Origin of the sequence: Coralloluteibacterium thermophilum (genome assembly GCF_042654365.1) — a bacterium.
GTDB classification, from domain to species: Bacteria; Pseudomonadota; Gammaproteobacteria; order Xanthomonadales; family Xanthomonadaceae; genus Coralloluteibacterium; species Coralloluteibacterium thermophilum.
This window is the reverse complement of the sequence record NZ_JBHSGG010000026.1, coordinates 1-17,172: the sequence shown is the minus strand read 5'-3', so window position 1 is coordinate 17,172 and position 17,172 is coordinate 1. Positions and strand designations below refer to the sequence as shown.

The 17,172-nt window shown below is 67.8% G+C and carries 15 protein-coding genes; 12 read left to right on the top strand and 3 right to left on the bottom strand.

The window, feature by feature from the left end:
- The first annotated feature begins 2 nt into the window (after nt 1–2).
- The 3 genes from ACFO3Q_RS09530 (at nt 3) to ACFO3Q_RS09520 (ending at nt 5,516) form a co-directional block, all read left to right on the top strand.
- Complete coding sequence (locus ACFO3Q_RS09530; protein ID WP_377004440.1) at nt 3–3,179, top strand: efflux RND transporter permease subunit; 3,177 nt, start codon at nt 3–5, stop codon at nt 3,177–3,179.
- Nucleotides 3,180–3,210: 31 nt separating this feature from the next.
- Entirely contained in the window at nt 3,211–3,948 is a 738-nt protein-coding gene (locus tag ACFO3Q_RS09525; protein ID WP_377004439.1) for an SDR family oxidoreductase, read from the top strand.
- Between the two features lie 80 nt (nt 3,949–4,028).
- Complete coding sequence (locus ACFO3Q_RS09520) at nt 4,029–5,516, top strand: efflux transporter outer membrane subunit (protein ID WP_377004438.1); 1,488 nt, start codon at nt 4,029–4,031, stop codon at nt 5,514–5,516.
- Nucleotides 5,517–5,538: 22 nt separating this feature from the next.
- Here ACFO3Q_RS09520 and ACFO3Q_RS09515 read toward each other — a convergent pair whose 3' ends face one another.
- Nucleotides 5,539–6,348: a hypothetical protein gene (locus ACFO3Q_RS09515; RefSeq protein WP_377004437.1), complete on the bottom strand. Its 810-nt coding sequence runs from the start codon at nt 6,346–6,348 to the stop codon at nt 5,539–5,541.
- 285 nt (nt 6,349–6,633) lie between these two features.
- Complete coding sequence (locus ACFO3Q_RS09510) at nt 6,634–10,182, bottom strand: indolepyruvate ferredoxin oxidoreductase family protein (protein WP_377004479.1); 3,549 nt, start codon at nt 10,180–10,182, stop codon at nt 6,634–6,636.
- Nucleotides 10,183–11,046: 864 nt separating this feature from the next.
- Between ACFO3Q_RS09510 and ACFO3Q_RS09505 the strand changes: the two genes are divergently transcribed.
- From ACFO3Q_RS09505 to ACFO3Q_RS09470, 8 genes are all read left to right on the top strand, one after another.
- On the top strand, nt 11,047–11,343 hold the full coding sequence (locus ACFO3Q_RS09505) for a DUF2695 domain-containing protein (protein ID WP_377004436.1): 297 nt from the start codon (nt 11,047–11,049) through the stop codon (nt 11,341–11,343).
- Between the two features lie 190 nt (nt 11,344–11,533).
- On the top strand, nt 11,534–11,992 hold the full coding sequence (locus ACFO3Q_RS09500) for a helix-turn-helix domain-containing protein (RefSeq protein WP_377004435.1): 459 nt from the start codon (nt 11,534–11,536) through the stop codon (nt 11,990–11,992).
- A gap of 106 nt (nt 11,993–12,098) precedes the next feature.
- A complete protein-coding gene (locus tag ACFO3Q_RS09495; protein ID WP_377004434.1) occupies nt 12,099–12,557 on the top strand; it encodes a DUF5063 domain-containing protein in 459 nt (152 codons plus the stop codon).
- Between the two features lie 121 nt (nt 12,558–12,678).
- Nucleotides 12,679–13,083 carry a VOC family protein gene (locus ACFO3Q_RS09490; protein ID WP_377004433.1) on the top strand — a complete coding sequence of 135 codons (405 nt, stop codon included), beginning with the start codon at nt 12,679–12,681 and terminating at the stop codon, nt 13,081–13,083.
- A gap of 118 nt (nt 13,084–13,201) precedes the next feature.
- The gene (locus ACFO3Q_RS09485; protein ID WP_377004432.1) at nt 13,202–13,426 is read left to right on the top strand and encodes a toxin-antitoxin system YwqK family antitoxin; all 225 of its coding nucleotides are present in this window, start codon (nt 13,202–13,204) and stop codon (nt 13,424–13,426) included.
- A 490-nt stretch (nt 13,427–13,916) separates the two neighbouring features.
- Entirely contained in the window at nt 13,917–14,321 is a 405-nt protein-coding gene (locus ACFO3Q_RS09480; RefSeq protein WP_377004431.1) for a GFA family protein, read from the top strand.
- A gap of 99 nt (nt 14,322–14,420) precedes the next feature.
- The gene (locus ACFO3Q_RS09475; RefSeq protein WP_377004430.1) at nt 14,421–14,873 is read left to right on the top strand and encodes an ASCH domain-containing protein; all 453 of its coding nucleotides are present in this window, start codon (nt 14,421–14,423) and stop codon (nt 14,871–14,873) included.
- A 134-nt stretch (nt 14,874–15,007) separates the two neighbouring features.
- The gene (locus ACFO3Q_RS09470; RefSeq protein ID WP_377004429.1) at nt 15,008–16,312 is read left to right on the top strand and encodes an acetamidase/formamidase family protein; all 1,305 of its coding nucleotides are present in this window, start codon (nt 15,008–15,010) and stop codon (nt 16,310–16,312) included.
- A gap of 90 nt (nt 16,313–16,402) precedes the next feature.
- Here the strand turns inward: ACFO3Q_RS09470 and ACFO3Q_RS09465 are convergent, their stop codons facing one another.
- Nucleotides 16,403–16,993, bottom strand: coding sequence for an FMN-dependent NADH-azoreductase (locus tag ACFO3Q_RS09465; RefSeq protein ID WP_377004428.1), 591 nt, complete (start codon nt 16,991–16,993; stop codon nt 16,403–16,405).
- On the opposite strand from ACFO3Q_RS09465, the gene ACFO3Q_RS09460 reads away from it, so the two are divergent.
- Nucleotides 16,986–17,172: hypothetical protein (locus tag ACFO3Q_RS09460; protein WP_377004427.1), on the top strand; the 187-nt coding region annotated here is incomplete at its 3' end. The two genes, ACFO3Q_RS09465 and ACFO3Q_RS09460, sit on opposite strands and share 8 nt — an antisense overlap.

Sequence of the window (17,172 nt, the reverse complement as noted above, 5' to 3'; positions counted from 1 at the left end):
CCATGGACTTCTCACGCTTCTTCATCGACAGGCCGATCTTCGCGGCGGTGCTGTCGATCGTCATCTTCCTCTGCGGCGCCATCGCCATCCCGATGCTGCCGGTGAGCGAGTACCCCGAAGTGGTGCCGCCGAGCGTGCTGGTACGCGCGGTGTATCCCGGCGCCAATCCCAAGGTGATCGCCGAGACCGTGGCGACGCCGTTGGAGGAGGCGATCAACGGCGTCGAGGACATGATGTACGTCAAGTCCGTCGCCGGTTCCGACGGCGTGCTGCAGATGACCGTCACCTTCCGCCCGGGGACAGACCCCGACGACGCCGCGGTGAAGGTGCAGAACCGGGTCTCGCAGGCGCAGGCGCGCCTGCCTGAGGACGTGCGCCGCCAGGGCGTGACCGTGCAGAAGCAGTCGCCGGTGTTCCTGATGGTCGTGCATCTGACCTCGGAGGACGGCCGCTACGACTCGCTGTACCTGCGCAACTACATGCGCCTGCACGTGAAGGACGCGCTGGCGCGCATCCCCGGCGTGGGCGACGCGCAGCAGTTCGGCGGCGGCGACTACGCCATGCGGATCTGGCTGGACCCCGACCGCGTGGCCGCGCGCGGGATGACCGCCGGCGACGTGCTGCGCGCGGTCCGCGAGCAGAACGTGCAGGTCTCCGCCGGCCAGCTCGGCGCCGAGCCCATGCCCAACGGCAGCGACTTCCTGCTGCCGATCAACGCCAAGGGCAGGCTGGAGACCGTCGAGGAGTTCGAGGGCATCGTGCTGAAGAGCGGCCCGTCGGGCGAGATCGTCCGCCTGGCCGACGTGGCCCGGGTCGAGCTGGCGGCGGGCGACTACACCCTGCGCGCCCGCCTGGATGGCAAGAACGCCGCCGCCATCGGCATCTTCCAGGCGCCCGGCGCGAACGCGCTGGAGATCCGCGACGCCGTCGTCGCCACCATGGACGAGATCCGTCCGACCCTGCCCCCGGGCGTGGAGATCCAGTCGGTCTACGACACCACGATCTTCGTGCGCGACTCGATCAAGTCGGTCATCACCACTCTGCTGGAGGCGGTGCTGCTGGTCGTGCTGGTGGTGATCCTGTTCCTGCAGACCTGGCGCGCGTCGATCATCCCGCTGCTGGCGGTGCCGGTGTCCATCGTCGGCGCGTTCGGCGTGCTCTACCTGCTGGGCTTCTCGATCAACACGCTGACCCTGTTCGGCCTGGTGCTGGCGATCGGCATCGTGGTCGACGACGCCATCGTGGTGGTGGAGAACGTCGAGCGCCACATCGAGAACGGCCTGCCGCCGCTGGAGGCCGCGCACGCGGCGATGCGCGAGGTGTCCGGGCCGATCATCGCGATCACCCTGGTGCTGTGCGCCGTGTTCGTGCCGATGGCCTTCCTGGACGGCGTGACCGGCGAGTTCTACAAGCAGTTCGCGGTCGCCATCGCGATCTCCGTAGCCATCTCCGGCATCAACTCCCTGACCCTGTCGCCGGCCCTGGCCGCGCGCCTGCTCCGGCCGCACGACGCGCCCAAGGACGCACTGACCCGGGGCATCGACCGCGCCTTCGGCTGGGTGTTCCGGCCGTTCAACCGCGTCTTCAACCGCAGCTCGGAGCGCTACCAGGGCGCCATCGGCCGCGTGCTCGGCCGGCGCGGCGCGGTGTTCCTGGTGTACGCGGGCCTGCTGCTGGCCACCGGCACCATGTTCAGCACGGTGCCGCCGGGCTTCATCCCGGTGCAGGACAAGCAGTACCTCATCGCCGGCGTGAAGATGCCCGAAGGCGCGTCCATCGAGCGCACCGACGCGGTGCTGAAGCGGATGGCCGAGATCGCGCGCGACGTGGAGGGCGTGTCCAACGAGGTGGCCTTCCCCGGCCTGAACCCGCTGCAGTTCACCAACACGCCCAACAACGGCGTGGTGTTCTTCGTGCTCGATCCGTTCTCGAAGCGCTCGCGCAGCGCGGAGGAGATCGTCGCCGAGCTCAACCAGAAGTTCGCCGGCATCCAGGAGGGCTTCACCTTCGCCTTCATGCCGCCGCCGATCCAGGGCCTGGGCAACGGCTCGGGCTGGTCGCTGTTCATCCAGGACCGCACGCGGCTGGGCTACGGCGAGCTGCAGAACGCGGTGCAGGCCTTCCAGGGCGCGGCGGCGCAGACGCCGGGTCTCGGCTTCCCGATGAGCAGCTACCAGGCCAACGTGCCCCAGCTCGACGCCGACGTGGACCGGGTGAAGGCCAAGGCCCAGGGCGTGCCGCTGACCGAGCTGTTCGACACCCTGCAGACCTACCTCGGCTCGGCCTACGTCAACGACTTCAACATGTTCGGCCGGACCTGGCAGGTGATCGCCCAGGCCGACGGCCAGTTCCGCGGCAACGTCGAGGACATCGGCCGCCTGCGCACCCGCAACGAGCGCGGCGAGATGGTGCCCATCGGCTCGGTGGTCGACATCCGCGAGACCTATGGCCCCGACCCGGTGATCCGCTTCAACGGCTTCCCCGCGGCCGACGTGCTGGGCGACGCCGACCCGCGCGTGCTGTCCTCCGGCCAGGCGATGGCCAAGGTCGAGGAACTCGCGGCGCAGGTCCTGCCCGCCGGCATGGGCATCGACTGGAGCGACCTCAGCTACCAGCAGGCCAACCAGAGCGGCGCGGCGTTCATCGTGTTCCCGCTGGCGGTGCTGCTCGCCTTCCTGGTGCTGGCCGCGCTGTACGAGAGCTGGACCCTGCCGCTGGCGGTCATCCTGATCGTGCCGATGTGCCTGCTCTCCGCGCTGCTCGGCGTGTGGGCGACCGGCGGCGACAACAACGTGTTCGTGCAGGTCGGCCTGGTGGTGCTGATGGGCCTGGCGTGCAAGAACGCGATCCTGATCGTCGAGTTCGCCCGCGAGCTGGAGCACCAGGGTCGGACCATCGTCGAGGCCGCGCTGGAGGCCTGCCGCCTGCGCCTGCGCCCGATCGTCATGACCTCGATCGCCTTCTGCGCCGGCGTGGTGCCGCTGATGCTCTCCAGCGGCGCCGGCAGCGAGGTCCGTGCCGCGACCGGCGTCACCGTGTTCGCCGGCATGGTCGGCGTGACCCTGTTCGGCCTGTTCCTCACCCCCGTGTTCTACGTCGTGCTGCGCACGCTCGCCGAGCGTGCCGGCCGCCGCGGCCCGGCCGCGGACGCGCCCGCCGTCGTGCCCGCACACCACTGATCGACCAGAAGAAAAAAGAAGGACCACCACCATGCACAGCAACACCGGAAAGATCGCGCTCGTCACCGGCGCCACCCGCGGCATCGGCCTGCACACCGTCCGCCAGCTCGCCGAGGCCGGCGTGCACGTGCTGCTCGCAGGGCGGGACCGCGATCGCGCCGACGCGGCCACCGCCGCGCTCCGCGCCGAGGGCCTGTCGGTCGAGGCCATCGCGCTCGACGTGACCGACGCCGACAGCATCGACGCCGCCGTGCGCACGGTCGAGGCGCGCCACGGCCGCCTGGACATCCTGGTCAACAACGCCGGGATCATGATCGACGACGTCGCCCTCCCGCCGTCGCGGCAGAGCCTGGAGACCTGGCGGCGCACCTTCGACACCAACCTGTTCGGCCTGGTCGCGGTGACCCAGGCCTTCCTGCCGCTGCTGCGCGAGGCGACGGCAGGCCGCATCGTCAACGTCTCCAGCATCCTCGGCTCGGTGACCCTGCACGCCCAGCCGGGCTCGCCGATCTACGACTTCAAGGTCCCGGCCTACAACGTCTCCAAGAGCGCGGTGAACGCGTGGACGGTGCAGCTCGCCTACGAGCTGCGCGACACGCCGATCAAGGTCAACACCATCCACCCCGGCTACGTGAAGACCGACATGAACGCCGGCCAGGGCGAGCTGGAGGTGCCCGATGGCGCGCGCACCAGCGTGCGGATGGCGCTGATCGGGCCGGACGGCCCGAGCGGCAGCTACGTCCACCTGGATCAGGCGCTGCCGTGGTGAGGCAGCGCGCCCGCGACCGTGCCGGTCGCGCCACCGACCTGCGCCGCGCGTTTCGCGCGCGGCGCCGAGGAGCCCTTGCGATGATCCTTCCGACCCTCCCCGGCCCGGCGCTGCGCCGCGGCCTCCTCCTGGCCTTGCTGCCGCTGGCGCTGGCCGCCTGCACGGTCGGCCCGGACCATGTGCGTCCCGATCCGCCCGCGCCGGAGCGCTTCCTGCGCGACACGCCGCACGGCGCACACGCGCGCACCCTCGACGCCGCCTGGCGCACCGACGGCCAGGCCGCCTTCTGGCGCGCCTTCGGCGATCCCCTGCTGGAAGTGCTGGTCGACGAAGCGCTGCTGGCCAACCACGACCTGCGCATCGCGCTCGCGCGCTACGACCAGGCCAACGCCCTGCTGCGCGGCGCGCGCATGGACCGCCTGCCGACCCTCTCGGCCTCGGCCAGCGGTGGCGACGTGCGCGCCAGCGCGGCGCAGGCGCCGGGGCTCGATCGCGCGGCCCGCGATGGCGAGCAGTACGAGGCGGGCCTGCGCGCGCTGTGGGAGCTCGACTTCTTCGGCCGCATCCGGCGCGGCATCGAGGCGCGCAACGCCGACGCCGAGGCGAGCGCCGCCGACCTCGCCGCGGTCCAGGTGGCCGTCGTCGGCGACCTCGTCGAGGCCTACATGCAGCTGCGCGGCTTCCAGGCGCAGCTGCGCGTCGCCCAGGACAACGCCCGCAACCAGGCCGACACGCTCCGCCTCGTCGAGGCCCGGGCCGACGCCGGACGCGACGCGCCCTTCGACGTGGCGCGCGTGCGCGCCCAGCTGGAATCGACCCGTGCGCGCATCCCGGCGCTGGAGGCCGCGGTCGCGGTCACCGCGCACCGCATCGCGGTCCTGACCGGCAACACGCCGGAGGCGCTCGCGCTGGAGCTGGAGGAAGCCATGCCCCTGCCGCCGCTGCCGGACGTTGCGCTCGACGCCACGCCGGCCGAGCTGCTGCGCCGCCGGCCGGACGTGGTCGCCGCCGAGCGTCGCCTGCACGCGGCCACCGCGCGCATCGGCGTGGCGACCGCAGACCTGTTCCCGCGCTTCACCCTGGGCGGGCTGATCGGCAGTCAGGCGCTGTCGGTGTCCGACCTGTTCGAGCGCGACAGCGAGACGCGCGCGATCACGCTGGGCATCGACGGCAGCTTCCTCGACGTCGGGCGGGTGCGCGCGCGCATCGCGGCGGCGGACGCGGCGGCCGCCGCCGACCTCGCCGCCTACGAGGGCACCGTGCTCCGGGCGCTGGAGGAGACCGAGAACGCGCTGGTGCGGCTGTCGCGCGCCGAGCGCGAGCGCGTGCACCTGGAAGCGGCCGCGGAAGCCAGCGGCAGCGCCGCTCGCACCGCGCGGGTGCGCTTCGAGAACGGCGCCAGCAACGTGCTCGACGTGCTCGACGCCGAGCGCGTGCGCCTCGCCGCCGAGGACGCGCTGGCGCAGGGCCGGACCCGCAACGCCAGCGCGGTGGTCGCGCTCTACCGCACCCTGGCCGGCGGCTGGCCGCAGCAGCTGCCCGCACGGCACGAGGTCGCGGAGCGCTGAGCGCCGCGACCCGCGGCCCGGGTCAGAGTTCCTCGGAGATGGTCAGCGTGTACTCGCCACCGTCGCCGAGGTGACCGACGTAGATGCCGTACTCGCCGGGCTGGAAGCGGTCCACGATGCGGGCATCGAGGGCGCCCGCGCTGTCGTCGTCGCAGACGACCTTGCCCGGGCCGACGACGACGAGGGTGGAGTCGGTGGTGCTGTCCACCGAGATGCGCAGGTTCACCGGCGAGGTGATGGTGAGGCGGTGGTCCGGCGTGCTGTCGATCATGCCGGTGCAGTGGCTGCCGTGGGTCGAGGCGTCCACCGCGCCGCCGGTGCGGCCGCTGGCGGTCTGCGGATCCGGGGTGAAGCCGGCGCCCAGGGTGAAGTCGCCGTAGCGGTTGTCCTCCGGCCCGCCGCCGATGCGCTCGCTGATGCTGAGCGTGTAGCGCCCGCCTTCGCCGAGGTGGCCGACGTAGACCTGGTAGTCGCCCGGCGTGAGCCGCGCATCGACCTGGGCGTCGAGCGCGCCGGCACCGTCGTCGTCGCAGAAGACGCCGGCCGGGCCGACGACCACGAGGGTCGAATCGGTGGTGCTCTCGGTGCGGATGCGCACGTCCACCGTCGAGGTGACCCGGATGGTGTGGTCGGGCGAGGTGTCGATCCGCCCCGTGCACCGGCTGCCGAAGCGCGCGGCGTCCGAGTTGCCGCCGGTCTGGCCGCTGCCGGTCATCGGGTCGGGCGTGAAGCCCGCGCCGATGGTGAAGTTCTCGTAGTCCGCCAGCGCCGGCGTGCTGGCGCATACGAGCGCGGCGGCCACCAGGCCGCCGCGGAAAGACGTGACGCGCATCGCTTGTCCCCTGTGCAAGGCCCCGGCGGTCGCAGGGGTTGCGCAGAGTCTGCGCCGGCCGTGGCCGGCGTCAAGATCGCCGCGCCGGCACCGGCCGTGGCGGAGGAGCGGTTTCAGCCGCGACCCGCGGAGGGAACCGGATGTGGGAGCGGCTTCAGCCGCGACGGGCGTGGATCGCCGCCGAAGCCGCCCCTACGGATGCGCGGCGGGCATTGCCTCCATGCGCACCCGGGGCCGCGCCGGCGAGCGCCCGCGATGGACGCGGGCACAGCCCGGTCAGGCCGCTCAGGCCGCCGCGTCCGCCGCCGCCTTCGGCGCCCGCCACTGCGCCAGCAGGCTCTCGCGGCGCTTCGCCGCCTTCGCCATGTTGGCTTCCTTGACGTGGCCGAAGCCGCGGATGCGCTCCGGCAGCGCCGCGATCTCCACCGCCAGGCCGAGGTTGCCGGCGTCGAGCGTGCGCAGCAGTTCGTCGATGGTCTCGAAGTACTCCGCCACCAGCCGGCGCTCCTCGCGGCGCTCGTGGGTGTAGCCGAACACGTCGAACGGCGTGCCGCGCAGGCCCTTGAGCTTCGCCAGCAGGCCGAATGCGCCGTAGACCCAGCCGCCGTACTCCTTCTTGGTGAGCCGGCCTTCCGCATCCTTCTTCGCCAGCAGCGGCGGGGCGAGGTGGAAGCGGAGCTTGACGTCGCCCTCGAACTGCTCGGCGATCTTCCTGCGGAAGTCGCTCTGGGTGTACAGGCGCGCGACCTCGTACTCGTCCTTGTAGGCCATCAGCTTGAAGGCGCTGCGCGCCACCGCCGCGGTGAGCGCGGTCGAGCCCGCCGACGCCGCGGCCTCCGCCGCGCGCACGCGCGCGACGAGGTCCGTGTAGCGCCTGGCGTATCCCGCGTTCTGGTAGTCGGTGAGGAAGCGCTCGCGGCGCGCGATCGACTCGTCGAGCGAATGCGACAGCGCCGCGTCGTCCAGCGGATCGGCATGGATGCTGGTCGCGACCGGGATCGCCTTGGGCGAGGCGAGCCCGGCGGCCTCGCGCACCGCCTCCGGGTCGATCGCCGCGAGCCGGCCCCAGGCAAAGGCGCGCTGGTTCATCTCCACCGCGGCGCCGTTGAGCTCGATCGCGCGCATCAGCGACTCGAAGGACAGCGGCACCAGGCCGCGCTGCCACGCCACGCCGAGCATGAACAGGTTGGACGCGATGGCGTCGCCCATCAGCGCCGTCGCGAGCTTGGTGGCATCGACCTGGACCGGCTCGCGCCCGCCCAGCGCCACGCGCACCGCCTCGACGATGCCCCTGCTGGGGAACTGCAGGTCCGGCTTCATGGTGAAGCTGCCCGGCATGGCCTCGTAGGTGTTCAGCACAACCTCGCTGCGCTCCGGGCGGATCTTGGACAGCGCCCAGTAGTCGTTGACCACGACCATGTCGCAGCCGAGCACCAGGTCGGCCTCGCCCGCGGCGATGCGCACGGCGTGGATGTCCGACGGCCTGGCCGCGATGCGGATGTGCGTGGTGACCGCGCCGCCCTTCTGCGCGAGGCCGGTCTGGTCGAGCACGGTCGCGCCCTTGTTCTCCAGGTGGCCGGCCATGCCGAGCAGGGCGCCGATGGTGACGACGCCGGTGCCGCCGACGCCGGTGACCAGGATGTTCCACGGCCGCGAGAGGTCGGTGCGGAACGTGGGGCTCGGCAGGTCGGCCAGGCGGTCGGCCGCGGCCGTGCCCTTCTTCCTGCGCAGCTCGCCCCCGTGCACGGTGACGAAGCTCGGGCAGAAGCCCTTCACGCAGGAGTAGTCCTTGTTGCAGTTGGACTGGTCGATCTCGCGCTTGCGGCCGTACTCGGTCTCCTTCGGCAGCACCGACACGCAGAAGGACTTCTCGCCGCAGTCGCCGCAGCCCTCGCACACCAGCGAGTTGACGACCACGCGCTTCTTGGGGTCCTCCATCTTCCCGCGCTTGCGGCGGCGGCGCTTCTCGGTGGCGCAGGTCTGGTCGTAGATGAGGACGGAGACGCCCTTCACCTCGCGCAGGCGCTTCTGCACGGCCTCGAGCTCGTCCCGGTGCACGAACTCCACGCCCTCGGGGAAGATCTCGGGCCTGGACCACTTCGCGATGTCGTCCGACATCACCACGATGGTGCGCACGCCCTCGGCGCGCATCTGGTGCGCGATGTCGGGCACGGTGAGCGTGCCGTCCACCGGCTGGCCGCCGGTCATGGCGACCGCGTCGTTGTAGAGGATCTTGTAGGTGATGTTCACCCCGGCAGCGATGGACTGGCGGATCGCCAGCGAGCCGGAGTGGAAGTAGGTGCCGTCGCCGAGGTTGGAGAAGACGTGCTGCTCCTCCGAGAACGGCGCCTGGCCGGCCCAGGTCACGCCCTCGCCGCCCATGTGGGTGAAGGTCTCGGTGCGCCGGTCCATCCAGGTGACCATGTAGTGGCAGCCGATGCCGCCCAGCGCGCGCGAGCCCTCCGGCACCGCGGTCGAGGTGTTGTGGGGGCAGCCCGAGCAGTAGTGCGGCACGCGCGGGAAATCGGCGCGCGGCAGGGCCAGCTCGCTCTCCTTCGAGGCCATGAAGCGCAGCTGCGCCTCGATGTGCTCCGAGGTGTGGAAGCGCTTGAGTCGCGAGGCGATGACCTGCGCGATCGTCGCCGGGGTCAGCTCGTTCGTCGACGGCAGGATCCAGTTGCCGGCCTCGTCGTACTTGCCGACCACCGAGGGGCGGTGCGCCCAGTTGAACATGTACTCCTTCATCTGCGACTCGATGAAGGCGCGCTTCTCCTCGACGACCAGGATGTCCTCCAGCCCCTCCGCGAAGGCACGCAGGCGGATCGGCTCCAGCGGCCAGGTCATGCCGACCTTGTAGACGCGGATGCCGATGTCGGCGCAGGCGCGCGCGTCCAGCCCGAGGTATTCGAGCGCCTGAAGCACGTCGAGGTAGCTCTTGCCGGTGGTGACGATGCCCAGCCGCGCACGCGGCGAATCCACCACCACGCGGTCGAGGTTGTTGGCGCGCGCGAAGGCCTGCGCCGCGGCGACCGCGTAGCGGTGCAGGCGCATCTCCTGGTTCAGCGGCGGGTCCGGCCAGCGGATGTGCAGGCCGCCCTCCGGCATCTCGAAGTCGTCAGGCGTGACGATCTGCAGCCGGTGCGGATCCACGTCCACGCTGGCCGACGACTCGACCGTCTCGGCGATGGTCTTGAAGCCGATCCAGCGGCCCGTGTAGCGGCTCATCGCCCAGCCGAGCAGGCCCATGTCGAGGATGTCCTGCACGCCGGCCGGGTTGAGCACCGGCATCATCGCGCTGACGAATTCCAGCTCGGACCCGTGCGGCAGGGTCGAGCTGCGGCAGGCGTGGTCGTCCGCGGCCAGCGCCAGCACGCCGCCGTAGGGGTTGGTCCCCGCCGCGTTGGCGTGCTTGAACACGTCGCCGGTGCGGTCCACGCCCGGGCCCTTGCCGTACCACATGCCGAACACGCCCTGGACGGTCGACTTCGGGAACAGCCCGGTCTGCTGCGAGCCCCACACCATGGTGGCGCCGAGGTCCTCGTTGAGGCCCGGCTTGAATTCCACCTTCGCCTCCGCGAGGTGCTTGCGCGCACGCCACAGCTCCAGGTCGAAGCCGCCCAGCGGCGAACCGCGGTAGCCGGAGATGAAGCCCGCGGTGTTCAGCCCCGCGGCCTGGTCGCGCAGCCGCTGCATCAGCGGCAGCCGCACCAGCGCCTGCACGCCGGAGAGATAGATGCGCCCCGCCTCGCGCGTGTACTTGTGTTCGAGCGAGTAGTCGCGGTCGATCGGCGTCCTGGCCGTGGCGGGGGAGGTGAGTTCGGCAGTCGAGGTCATGGGCACGTGGCTGCGGCACGCACGGATGCGCGCCAGGGCTTCGAAGGGCAAGTCCCGGATTCTAGCAGGTGGGCCGCAAGCGGTCGGGCCGCGGGTGAGCGGCATGCGCGCCGGTTGTGCCGAATGCGGCAGGGTGCAGCACCGTCGTGCCAGCGCCGGACTGTGGAATTGGAGCGTAGGGTTTGGCAGCGGGATACGGTGGTAAAAGTCATTCTGCTGCGGGCAAAGTCCGCAGACCTCCTGGCGCGCTGCGGCTGCGTTAGGCTGCCGGGTTATGCGCCGATTCGGCGCCTAATGGTAGTTAGGCCACATGGACACAATCAGAGCAGACGGAACGTATGCGGCAGAATGATCTTTCGCGCTCCCAATACATCACTTACCGCAATGGCGTGCCCGCAGGTGCTCCCCGCAGCATGCGCAACATGCTGCACCGCTCATTCGGCGCACCAACTTTCGCGGGCTTCTGGCGCCATTGGAATCCTATTTTTTGGTTACGTACTTGGCCGCTACGTATTTTCCCCGCTAAAGCAGCTTCCTGCCCTCCGCATTGGCGCTTGTTGCGACCTTCGTTTTCTGTGGCGCCATCCATGACTTGGTCACTATGGCCGTCCGTGGCTCTCCAGAATTCCTGTTCACGCAGTGGTTCTTTCTACTTGGCACCGGTGCCTTGGTCGGCCGTGCCACTGGGCTGGATTTCTCAGGGCAGCCCTGGATCGCGAGGGCCGCAATCAATCTCGCGTATCTTCTAGTGTGTTTGGCCATCACGCTCGCCATTGGCCATTTCATGGCGTAGGCTTGTGGCCTAACAATTCATTCAAACCGAACCCGCTTCGCGGGTCGGCTTAATTCAGGCGTTGGGCAGCAATGGCAGATAAGACGGAGGTTCAGCGTCGTAAAGAACTCCGCAGGGCAGCGGAGGCCAAGCAGCGTGCATCCGAGGAGGCAGGTCTGCCTGTTTCAAAAGAGACGCTTTGGGCACTGTTCGACTACTTGGATGAATCTCTCGCCGACGGTTGCGATCATTCTTTACGGATCACGGAGCAGTTTTTGAGCTCTCGCAAGATCCAGTCGGAATTGGTAGTTCCCTGGCTTGGAGAGTACGGCGGATTCTGTGATTGCGAGGTCCTATTCAATGTAGAGGAGCGGTGGGGCAGGCAATGACGGGCTTGCTGCCTAACAGTTTCATTCAAGCCGATGCCGCTTCGCGGCGCGGCTTAACTTAGGTGTTAGTCTTCAATCAAGCACTTACGCGCCTGTGGCATAAGAATGACGCCTCCGCGACGGGTCAGTGACGTATACGCGGATCGCTTTCTCGCTCACGATCCACCCGCCAAATCCAAGGGCGACGAGAATGATCACTCAAAAGCTTCGACTCAAGAGAGGCTGGTCTCAGCAGCAGTTGGCTGAGATCAGCGGCACCAGCCTCCGCACAATTCAGCGCATAGAGGCTGGCGCTACGCCCAGCTTAGAAACCATCAAGTCCTTGGCTGCGGTCTTTGAAGTATCCATCGAAGACTTAGGAGAGCCGGAAATGACTTCTGCCGAAAATAAGGTTTCACCCCAGGAAGCGCTGGCCATGAAGCAGGTCGATGACCTGCGAGGATTCTACATTCATGCCACTATTTATCTCGTCGTATGCGCGGTCATCATGATCGTCCTTTGGATCCTGTCTCCGGAAAACCTGTGGGCAGGGCTGCTAGTATGGCTGGGCTGGGGTGCCGGTCTACTGATACACGCCGTGGGAACGTTCTTGTTGGATGGCTCATGGGAGAGGCGTCAGGTTGAGCGCAAACTCGGCCGTCCTTTGTAGCCTCATTTCCTCGGCGCGCTCGGGGTACGGAGTTGAAGGCTAACAATTCATTCAAGCCGAACCTGCTTCGCTGGTCGGCTTAATCCCGTTAGGCGGCACAGAAAGTATGCAGCAACTTGACGACTTCTTTGATGCGGCAACCGCGTTCTGCGCGTGGGCGGAGAGCGCTCCAGGCGTGCCAGATGATGAGGTCGATACGGCGATCAAGATGCTCTCTAAGCTGCTTGCGCTAGTGCATGAGCTGCCGGAGCTATTCGATGAGGAGGATGCGCCCGAGCTAACTCATGAGGAGTGGCAGGTCGTGCACAAGCGTTTTCTCGACATGCTTCCATTCAACTATTACGCGTCCTACTCGGAGCCACATGACACAAACGACCCATCACCGGGCATTGGGGATGTGGCCGACGACCTTGCAGACATTTGGCGAGATCTCAAGGGCGGATTAGCGCTCTACCATAAGGGCAACGATGCCGCCGCAGCTTGGGAGTGGCGAGACTCCTTCAGCATTCACTGGGGTCGTGATGCGACCAGTGCCCTGTATGCTCTTCAGTGTTGGCGGTCGTAGACTCGTGCGGGTGCGGCCTGACAGTTCATTCAAGCCGAACCGGCTTCGTCGGTCGGCTTAATTCAGGCGTTAGGCGTCAACACGCACTTCATCCGAAGTTGTGACCCAGTGAGGAGGTGTCGTGAAAGTTAGAACAACCGTACTTTGTCTTCCCGTTGCTGATCTTCACAAGACACTTGACTTCTATAGAGGTACTTTTGGGCTCTGTGATGCACAGATTGACGGCGGCATGGTCGCGCTTGAGATTCCTAATCTCTCCCTCTTTCTTATGACGAAGGGGAGTTATGAGTCGTATACCAAAAAGGCGAACCGTGACGCTCTCATGCCTGGATCATCTGCGCCAGCGGTCATAAGCTGCGCAGTCGAGACCAAAGAAGATGTAGATCAAGCGCTACGCAAGGCTGAAGTGTGCGGAGGCGCCAGCGCGGGGCCGGCGGCAATCGACCCAGAGTCCGGAGGATATATTGGATATGTCACTGATCCAGACGGGCATCTTTGGGAGCTTGTGTGTCCTTATCAGAAATGACTCTTGTAGGCAGACGCCTACAATTCGTCCAAGCCGGCGCCGCTTGGCGGCGCGGCTTGACTCACGTGTTAGACCTCCCGGGACGATCTCATTTCTCGTCAATGAATGAGCAGGCGCCATGACGATGCCTAAGGAGCATCTGGAATATCACAAGGGCGGAACCGTTCGTGCGCGAGGCCAGACCCTGAACGGTGAAGTCACCGGGTACTGGGAGTGGTTCAGGACGGATGGGACCAAGATGCGCTCCGGCTACTTCGAGGCAGGAAAGCAGGTGGGTGAATGGACGACCTATGACAAGGCAGGCGCGGTCTATAAGGTTACGAAGATGAAGGCAGTGCCTTGAAGGGTGAAGGCGCGGTGACGTCTAACGGATCGTTCGACACGAGCACCTACCGGTAGCACGTCGGTCAACTCGGACAGTGGGCTTACCAATCAATGCCGCGGCTCATAGCTTCTCTTTTCTTGCCTGTCGCGGTGGCTGGATGTGTTTCGCTCGGTCCTGCGGATGGCTTTTTCTACGCAGTCGGTTCGGCACCGTCTGATGCCAGCTGCCTCTTGGACGTTGCGGCGACCGGTTCCGGCCGAGGCGGTGAGGTACGTGCTGTTTCTGGGGATTTCCGTGAACGCTTTATCATCGGTCCGTCTCGGCAGGGGCACCGCATCACACTGGCCTGCAACGGCTCCGTCGTCTCTGCCCGCGTGTTCAGGTACGGCCGAGATGTTCGTATAGGCGGGGAGCTCGCCGTCAGCGGCGATGCTCCTTGACAGCTCATTCAAGCCGAAGCCGCTTCGCGGGTCGGCGTAAATGTTGGCCTTCAATGGAGAATGTCCGGATGCTCAAGGAGGTCGGCGGCGTGCCCATCCGGGCGAAGCACCGCGCGTCTTGCCATTGCGGTTCCGTGGAGCTGGAACTTCACCTGCCGAATGGCATCGAGAATCCCCGCAGGTGCGACTGCTCCATCTGTCGGCGCAAGGGAGCGGTGGTCGCGTCCGTGCCGCTTTCTGCCATCCGCATCCTGAAGGGCGCGGAGCACCTGCGGCTCTACCAGTTCAATACGCGTACCGCCAAGCACTACTTCTGCGGCATCTGTGGCATCTACACGCATCACCAGCGGCGTTCCAACCCGGAACAGTACGGGTTCAACGTCGGCTGTCTCGAGGGCATCGACCCGTTTGCCATTCCCGACGTGCCGGTCAACGACGGCGTCAACCATCCGGTGGACCGGCATGAGCCCTGACGATGCAGCCCGCCCGGCGTCGGGCGAAATCATGAGACATCGGCGCCCGGTCGGCCTGATCCTGCCCGGAGATCGCGAGTGCATCCATCGGTAGAACGCATGTGGGCCGACTACGCAGCTGGCCATCCCGAGCCCGCGGCGCTCGCTGCGGCCCCGCCTCCTGCGTGGCACTTCTGCGACAACGAGGCGGATGCCGACACGTGCGCGCGTCTGGTCCTGGCGGGCGTGAAGCGCGCGACGTCGCCGTCCTTGTGGTCCTTCGAGAGCAGCGGCGGGGCGCTGCCCGTCCCGGGCGATCTGAACATCGTGACGGACTGGGGCGGCAGGGCCGTGTGCGTCATCCGTACCGTCGGAGTAAGGATCCTGCGGTTCGACGAGATCACCGACGCTCACGCCGAAGCGGAAGGCGAGGGCGACGGTTCGCTCCGCTGGTGGCGCGAAGCGCACTGGAACTACTACCGTCGCGAGCGCGAGGGCACGGGCCAGGAGCCCCGACCGGACATGCCCGTCGTCTTCCAGGAATTCGAGTGCGTGTTCCCCGCCGCGCCATGACGGGATCAGGGCCAGTTCCTCCACCCGTGGCGGTATGAAGCGGCGCTGCGGCACCACCGCACGGATGCCGGCCGGGACGTGCGACCAGATCGTGCCTTTCCGCATCTCTCTGGTTTTTGCCGGATGGACTCTCCATGCGCCTGCTCATCAGCTGTCTGCTCATGCTCCTGCCTACGTTTGCCGCGCGCGCCGAAGAGGCCGTGTGGCTGCTTTCCATCGATCGCTGGGGCAATTCCGAATACCGCGCCCTGACGCTGTCTCGCGACGGCACCCATCTGAGCGGGAGCTTCCGCGGCCGCACCGTCAGCGGCCAGCTGGAGGGCGAAACCCTGCTGTTCACCGCCGGCGACCCCGCCGAGGATGGCCACCGCTTCGAAGGCCGCATCCGCGATGGCGTGCTGGATGGCCGCGTCGAATATCCGGACACGAACGATCCGCATCGACGGGTGTGGCATGCCGTGCGCGGCCGCCTGCTGGAGCCGCCGCCGGCCAGCGCCGGGGTGCGCAGGTTCGAGCCCCGGACCTTTTCCAATGCCTTTACTGCGGACGCGCCGCCGGCGCTCATCATCCGCCCGGGAGAGATCATCGCCACATCGACGGTCGACTCCGGGGGCGTGGACCGCGACGGAACGACCCGGGCCCTCTACGGCAATCCGCAGACGGGTCCGTTCCATGTGTGGGGCGCACAGCCGGGAGATGTCCTCGCAATCAAGCTGCGAACGATCCGCCTCAACCGCGACTTCGCCGACAGCCTGGACGGATTCACGCCGCGCGCAACGAGCCAGGGCATGGCCGCACGCATGGGCGCGCTGGGAAAGCGGGTGCGCTGGAGACTGGATCGCGATGCGGGGACGGCAACGCTGGAAGATGCGCCAGCCGCATTGGAGGACTACGTAATTCCCGTACGCCCGATGCTGGGCGGCATCGGCGTAGCCCCGGACTTCGGGTTCGCGCCGTTCTCCACGGGAGACACCGGCCATTTCGGCGGCAACATGGACTACAACGGCATGGTGGAAGGCGTCACGGTGTATCTGCCCGTCTTCCAACCCGGCGCCCTGCTCTATCTCGGCGACGGGCACGCCGTGCAGGGCGATGGCGAAACGACGCAGTGGGCGCTGGAAACCTCGCTGGACGTGGAATTCAGCGTCGAGATCCTCCCTCCCAGACCGCTGGCCACGCCACGCATTGAATCCGATGACGCGATCGCAACCCTGGGCCAGGCCGGCTCACTCGACGAGGCTGTGCGCTTGGCGACGGCAGGCATGGTGCAGTGGCTGCACCAGGATTACGGTCTGGACGACCGCGAGGCGTCGCTGGTCATAGGTACCGCGGCAGAACTGCGCATCGCCACGCTGGCCGGCCGCAATGCAGGTGTTGCCATGCGCCTGGGCAAGGACATGCTGCGGATGCTGAAGGCCGGCCACCGGGACTCGGCCTGACCGGCCGGAGTCCCTTGGCTACGGAGCGCCTGCGCCGCTTCCGGCCGAAAGCCTGCATTCGCCTCAGCCGGGCACCGGTCCTGCGTCTGCTCAGGCCGCCTGCAGTCGTGCCACCTGTTCCAGCGCCGCGGCCACGGCGCGTTCGGCCACGTCCGGTGCGATACGCACGCCCTCGGCACGTACCACCTCGATGTCGGTGACGCCGAGGAAGCCGAAGAAGGCGCGCAGGTAGCTCTCCTGATGGTCGTTGCCTGCGCCGGGCGCGCCGGGACCGTAGAAGCCGCCGCGCGCCGAGGCGACGATCACGCGCTTGTCGCCCAGTAGGCCCTCCGGCCCCTGCGGGCCGTAGCGGAAGGTCCTGCCCGGCGCGGCCAGCGCGTCCAGCCAGGACTTGAGCTGGCTCGGGACGCCGAAGTTGTACATGGGCGTGCCCACGACGATCACGTCCGCCGCCAGTACCTCGTCGAGCGCCGAGCTCAGCGCCGTGGCGTCCGGTTCGCTTCCGTGCGCGGCCTCGATCATGGCCGGCGACAGGTGCGGCAAGGGTGCCGCCGCGAGGTCGCGGTAGACGATCCGCGCATCGGGCCGCAGGTCGCGCAGGCGCCGCACCACGGCCGCCGAAAGCCGGCGGCTCACGGATTGCTCGCCCTGGATGGAGGAGTCGATATGGAGAATGTGCATCGTCGTTCGCCGAAGAGAGAGTGCGCGGTTCAACGCGGTGGAACAGGGGTTTTCCGCGATGCGCGGCAATCTATCGGCGTATAGTGGGTGCAACAAGAACGATGGTTTTCCATACCTGGTCGGCCCTGAAGAACCCCTCATAGCCAGCAGCCATGCGGCCTGTGGCGCCGAGGGGTCGT

What these genes read in the sequence shown, in the direction of transcription:
- ACFO3Q_RS09530 (WP_377004440.1), top strand. Translation starts at nt 3, where the DNA reads ATGGACTTCTCACGCTTCTTCATCGACAGGCCGATCTTCGCGGCGGTG.
- ACFO3Q_RS09525 (WP_377004439.1), top strand. Translation starts at nt 3,211, where the DNA reads ATGCACAGCAACACCGGAAAGATCGCGCTCGTCACCGGCGCCACCCGC.
- ACFO3Q_RS09520 (WP_377004438.1), top strand. Translation starts at nt 4,029, where the DNA reads ATGATCCTTCCGACCCTCCCCGGCCCGGCGCTGCGCCGCGGCCTCCTC.
- ACFO3Q_RS09515 (WP_377004437.1), bottom strand. Translation starts at nt 6,348, where the DNA reads ATGCGCGTCACGTCTTTCCGCGGCGGCCTGGTGGCCGCCGCGCTCGTA.
- ACFO3Q_RS09510 (WP_377004479.1), bottom strand. Translation starts at nt 10,182, where the DNA reads ATGACCTCGACTGCCGAACTCACCTCCCCCGCCACGGCCAGGACGCCG.
- ACFO3Q_RS09505 (WP_377004436.1), top strand. Translation starts at nt 11,047, where the DNA reads ATGGCAGATAAGACGGAGGTTCAGCGTCGTAAAGAACTCCGCAGGGCA.
- ACFO3Q_RS09500 (WP_377004435.1), top strand. Translation starts at nt 11,534, where the DNA reads ATGATCACTCAAAAGCTTCGACTCAAGAGAGGCTGGTCTCAGCAGCAG.
- ACFO3Q_RS09495 (WP_377004434.1), top strand. Translation starts at nt 12,099, where the DNA reads ATGCAGCAACTTGACGACTTCTTTGATGCGGCAACCGCGTTCTGCGCG.
- ACFO3Q_RS09485 (WP_377004432.1), top strand. Translation starts at nt 13,202, where the DNA reads ATGACGATGCCTAAGGAGCATCTGGAATATCACAAGGGCGGAACCGTT.
- ACFO3Q_RS09480 (WP_377004431.1), top strand. Translation starts at nt 13,917, where the DNA reads ATGCTCAAGGAGGTCGGCGGCGTGCCCATCCGGGCGAAGCACCGCGCG.
- ACFO3Q_RS09475 (WP_377004430.1), top strand. Translation starts at nt 14,421, where the DNA reads ATGTGGGCCGACTACGCAGCTGGCCATCCCGAGCCCGCGGCGCTCGCT.
- ACFO3Q_RS09470 (WP_377004429.1), top strand. Translation starts at nt 15,008, where the DNA reads ATGCGCCTGCTCATCAGCTGTCTGCTCATGCTCCTGCCTACGTTTGCC.
- ACFO3Q_RS09465 (WP_377004428.1), bottom strand. Translation starts at nt 16,993, where the DNA reads ATGCACATTCTCCATATCGACTCCTCCATCCAGGGCGAGCAATCCGTG.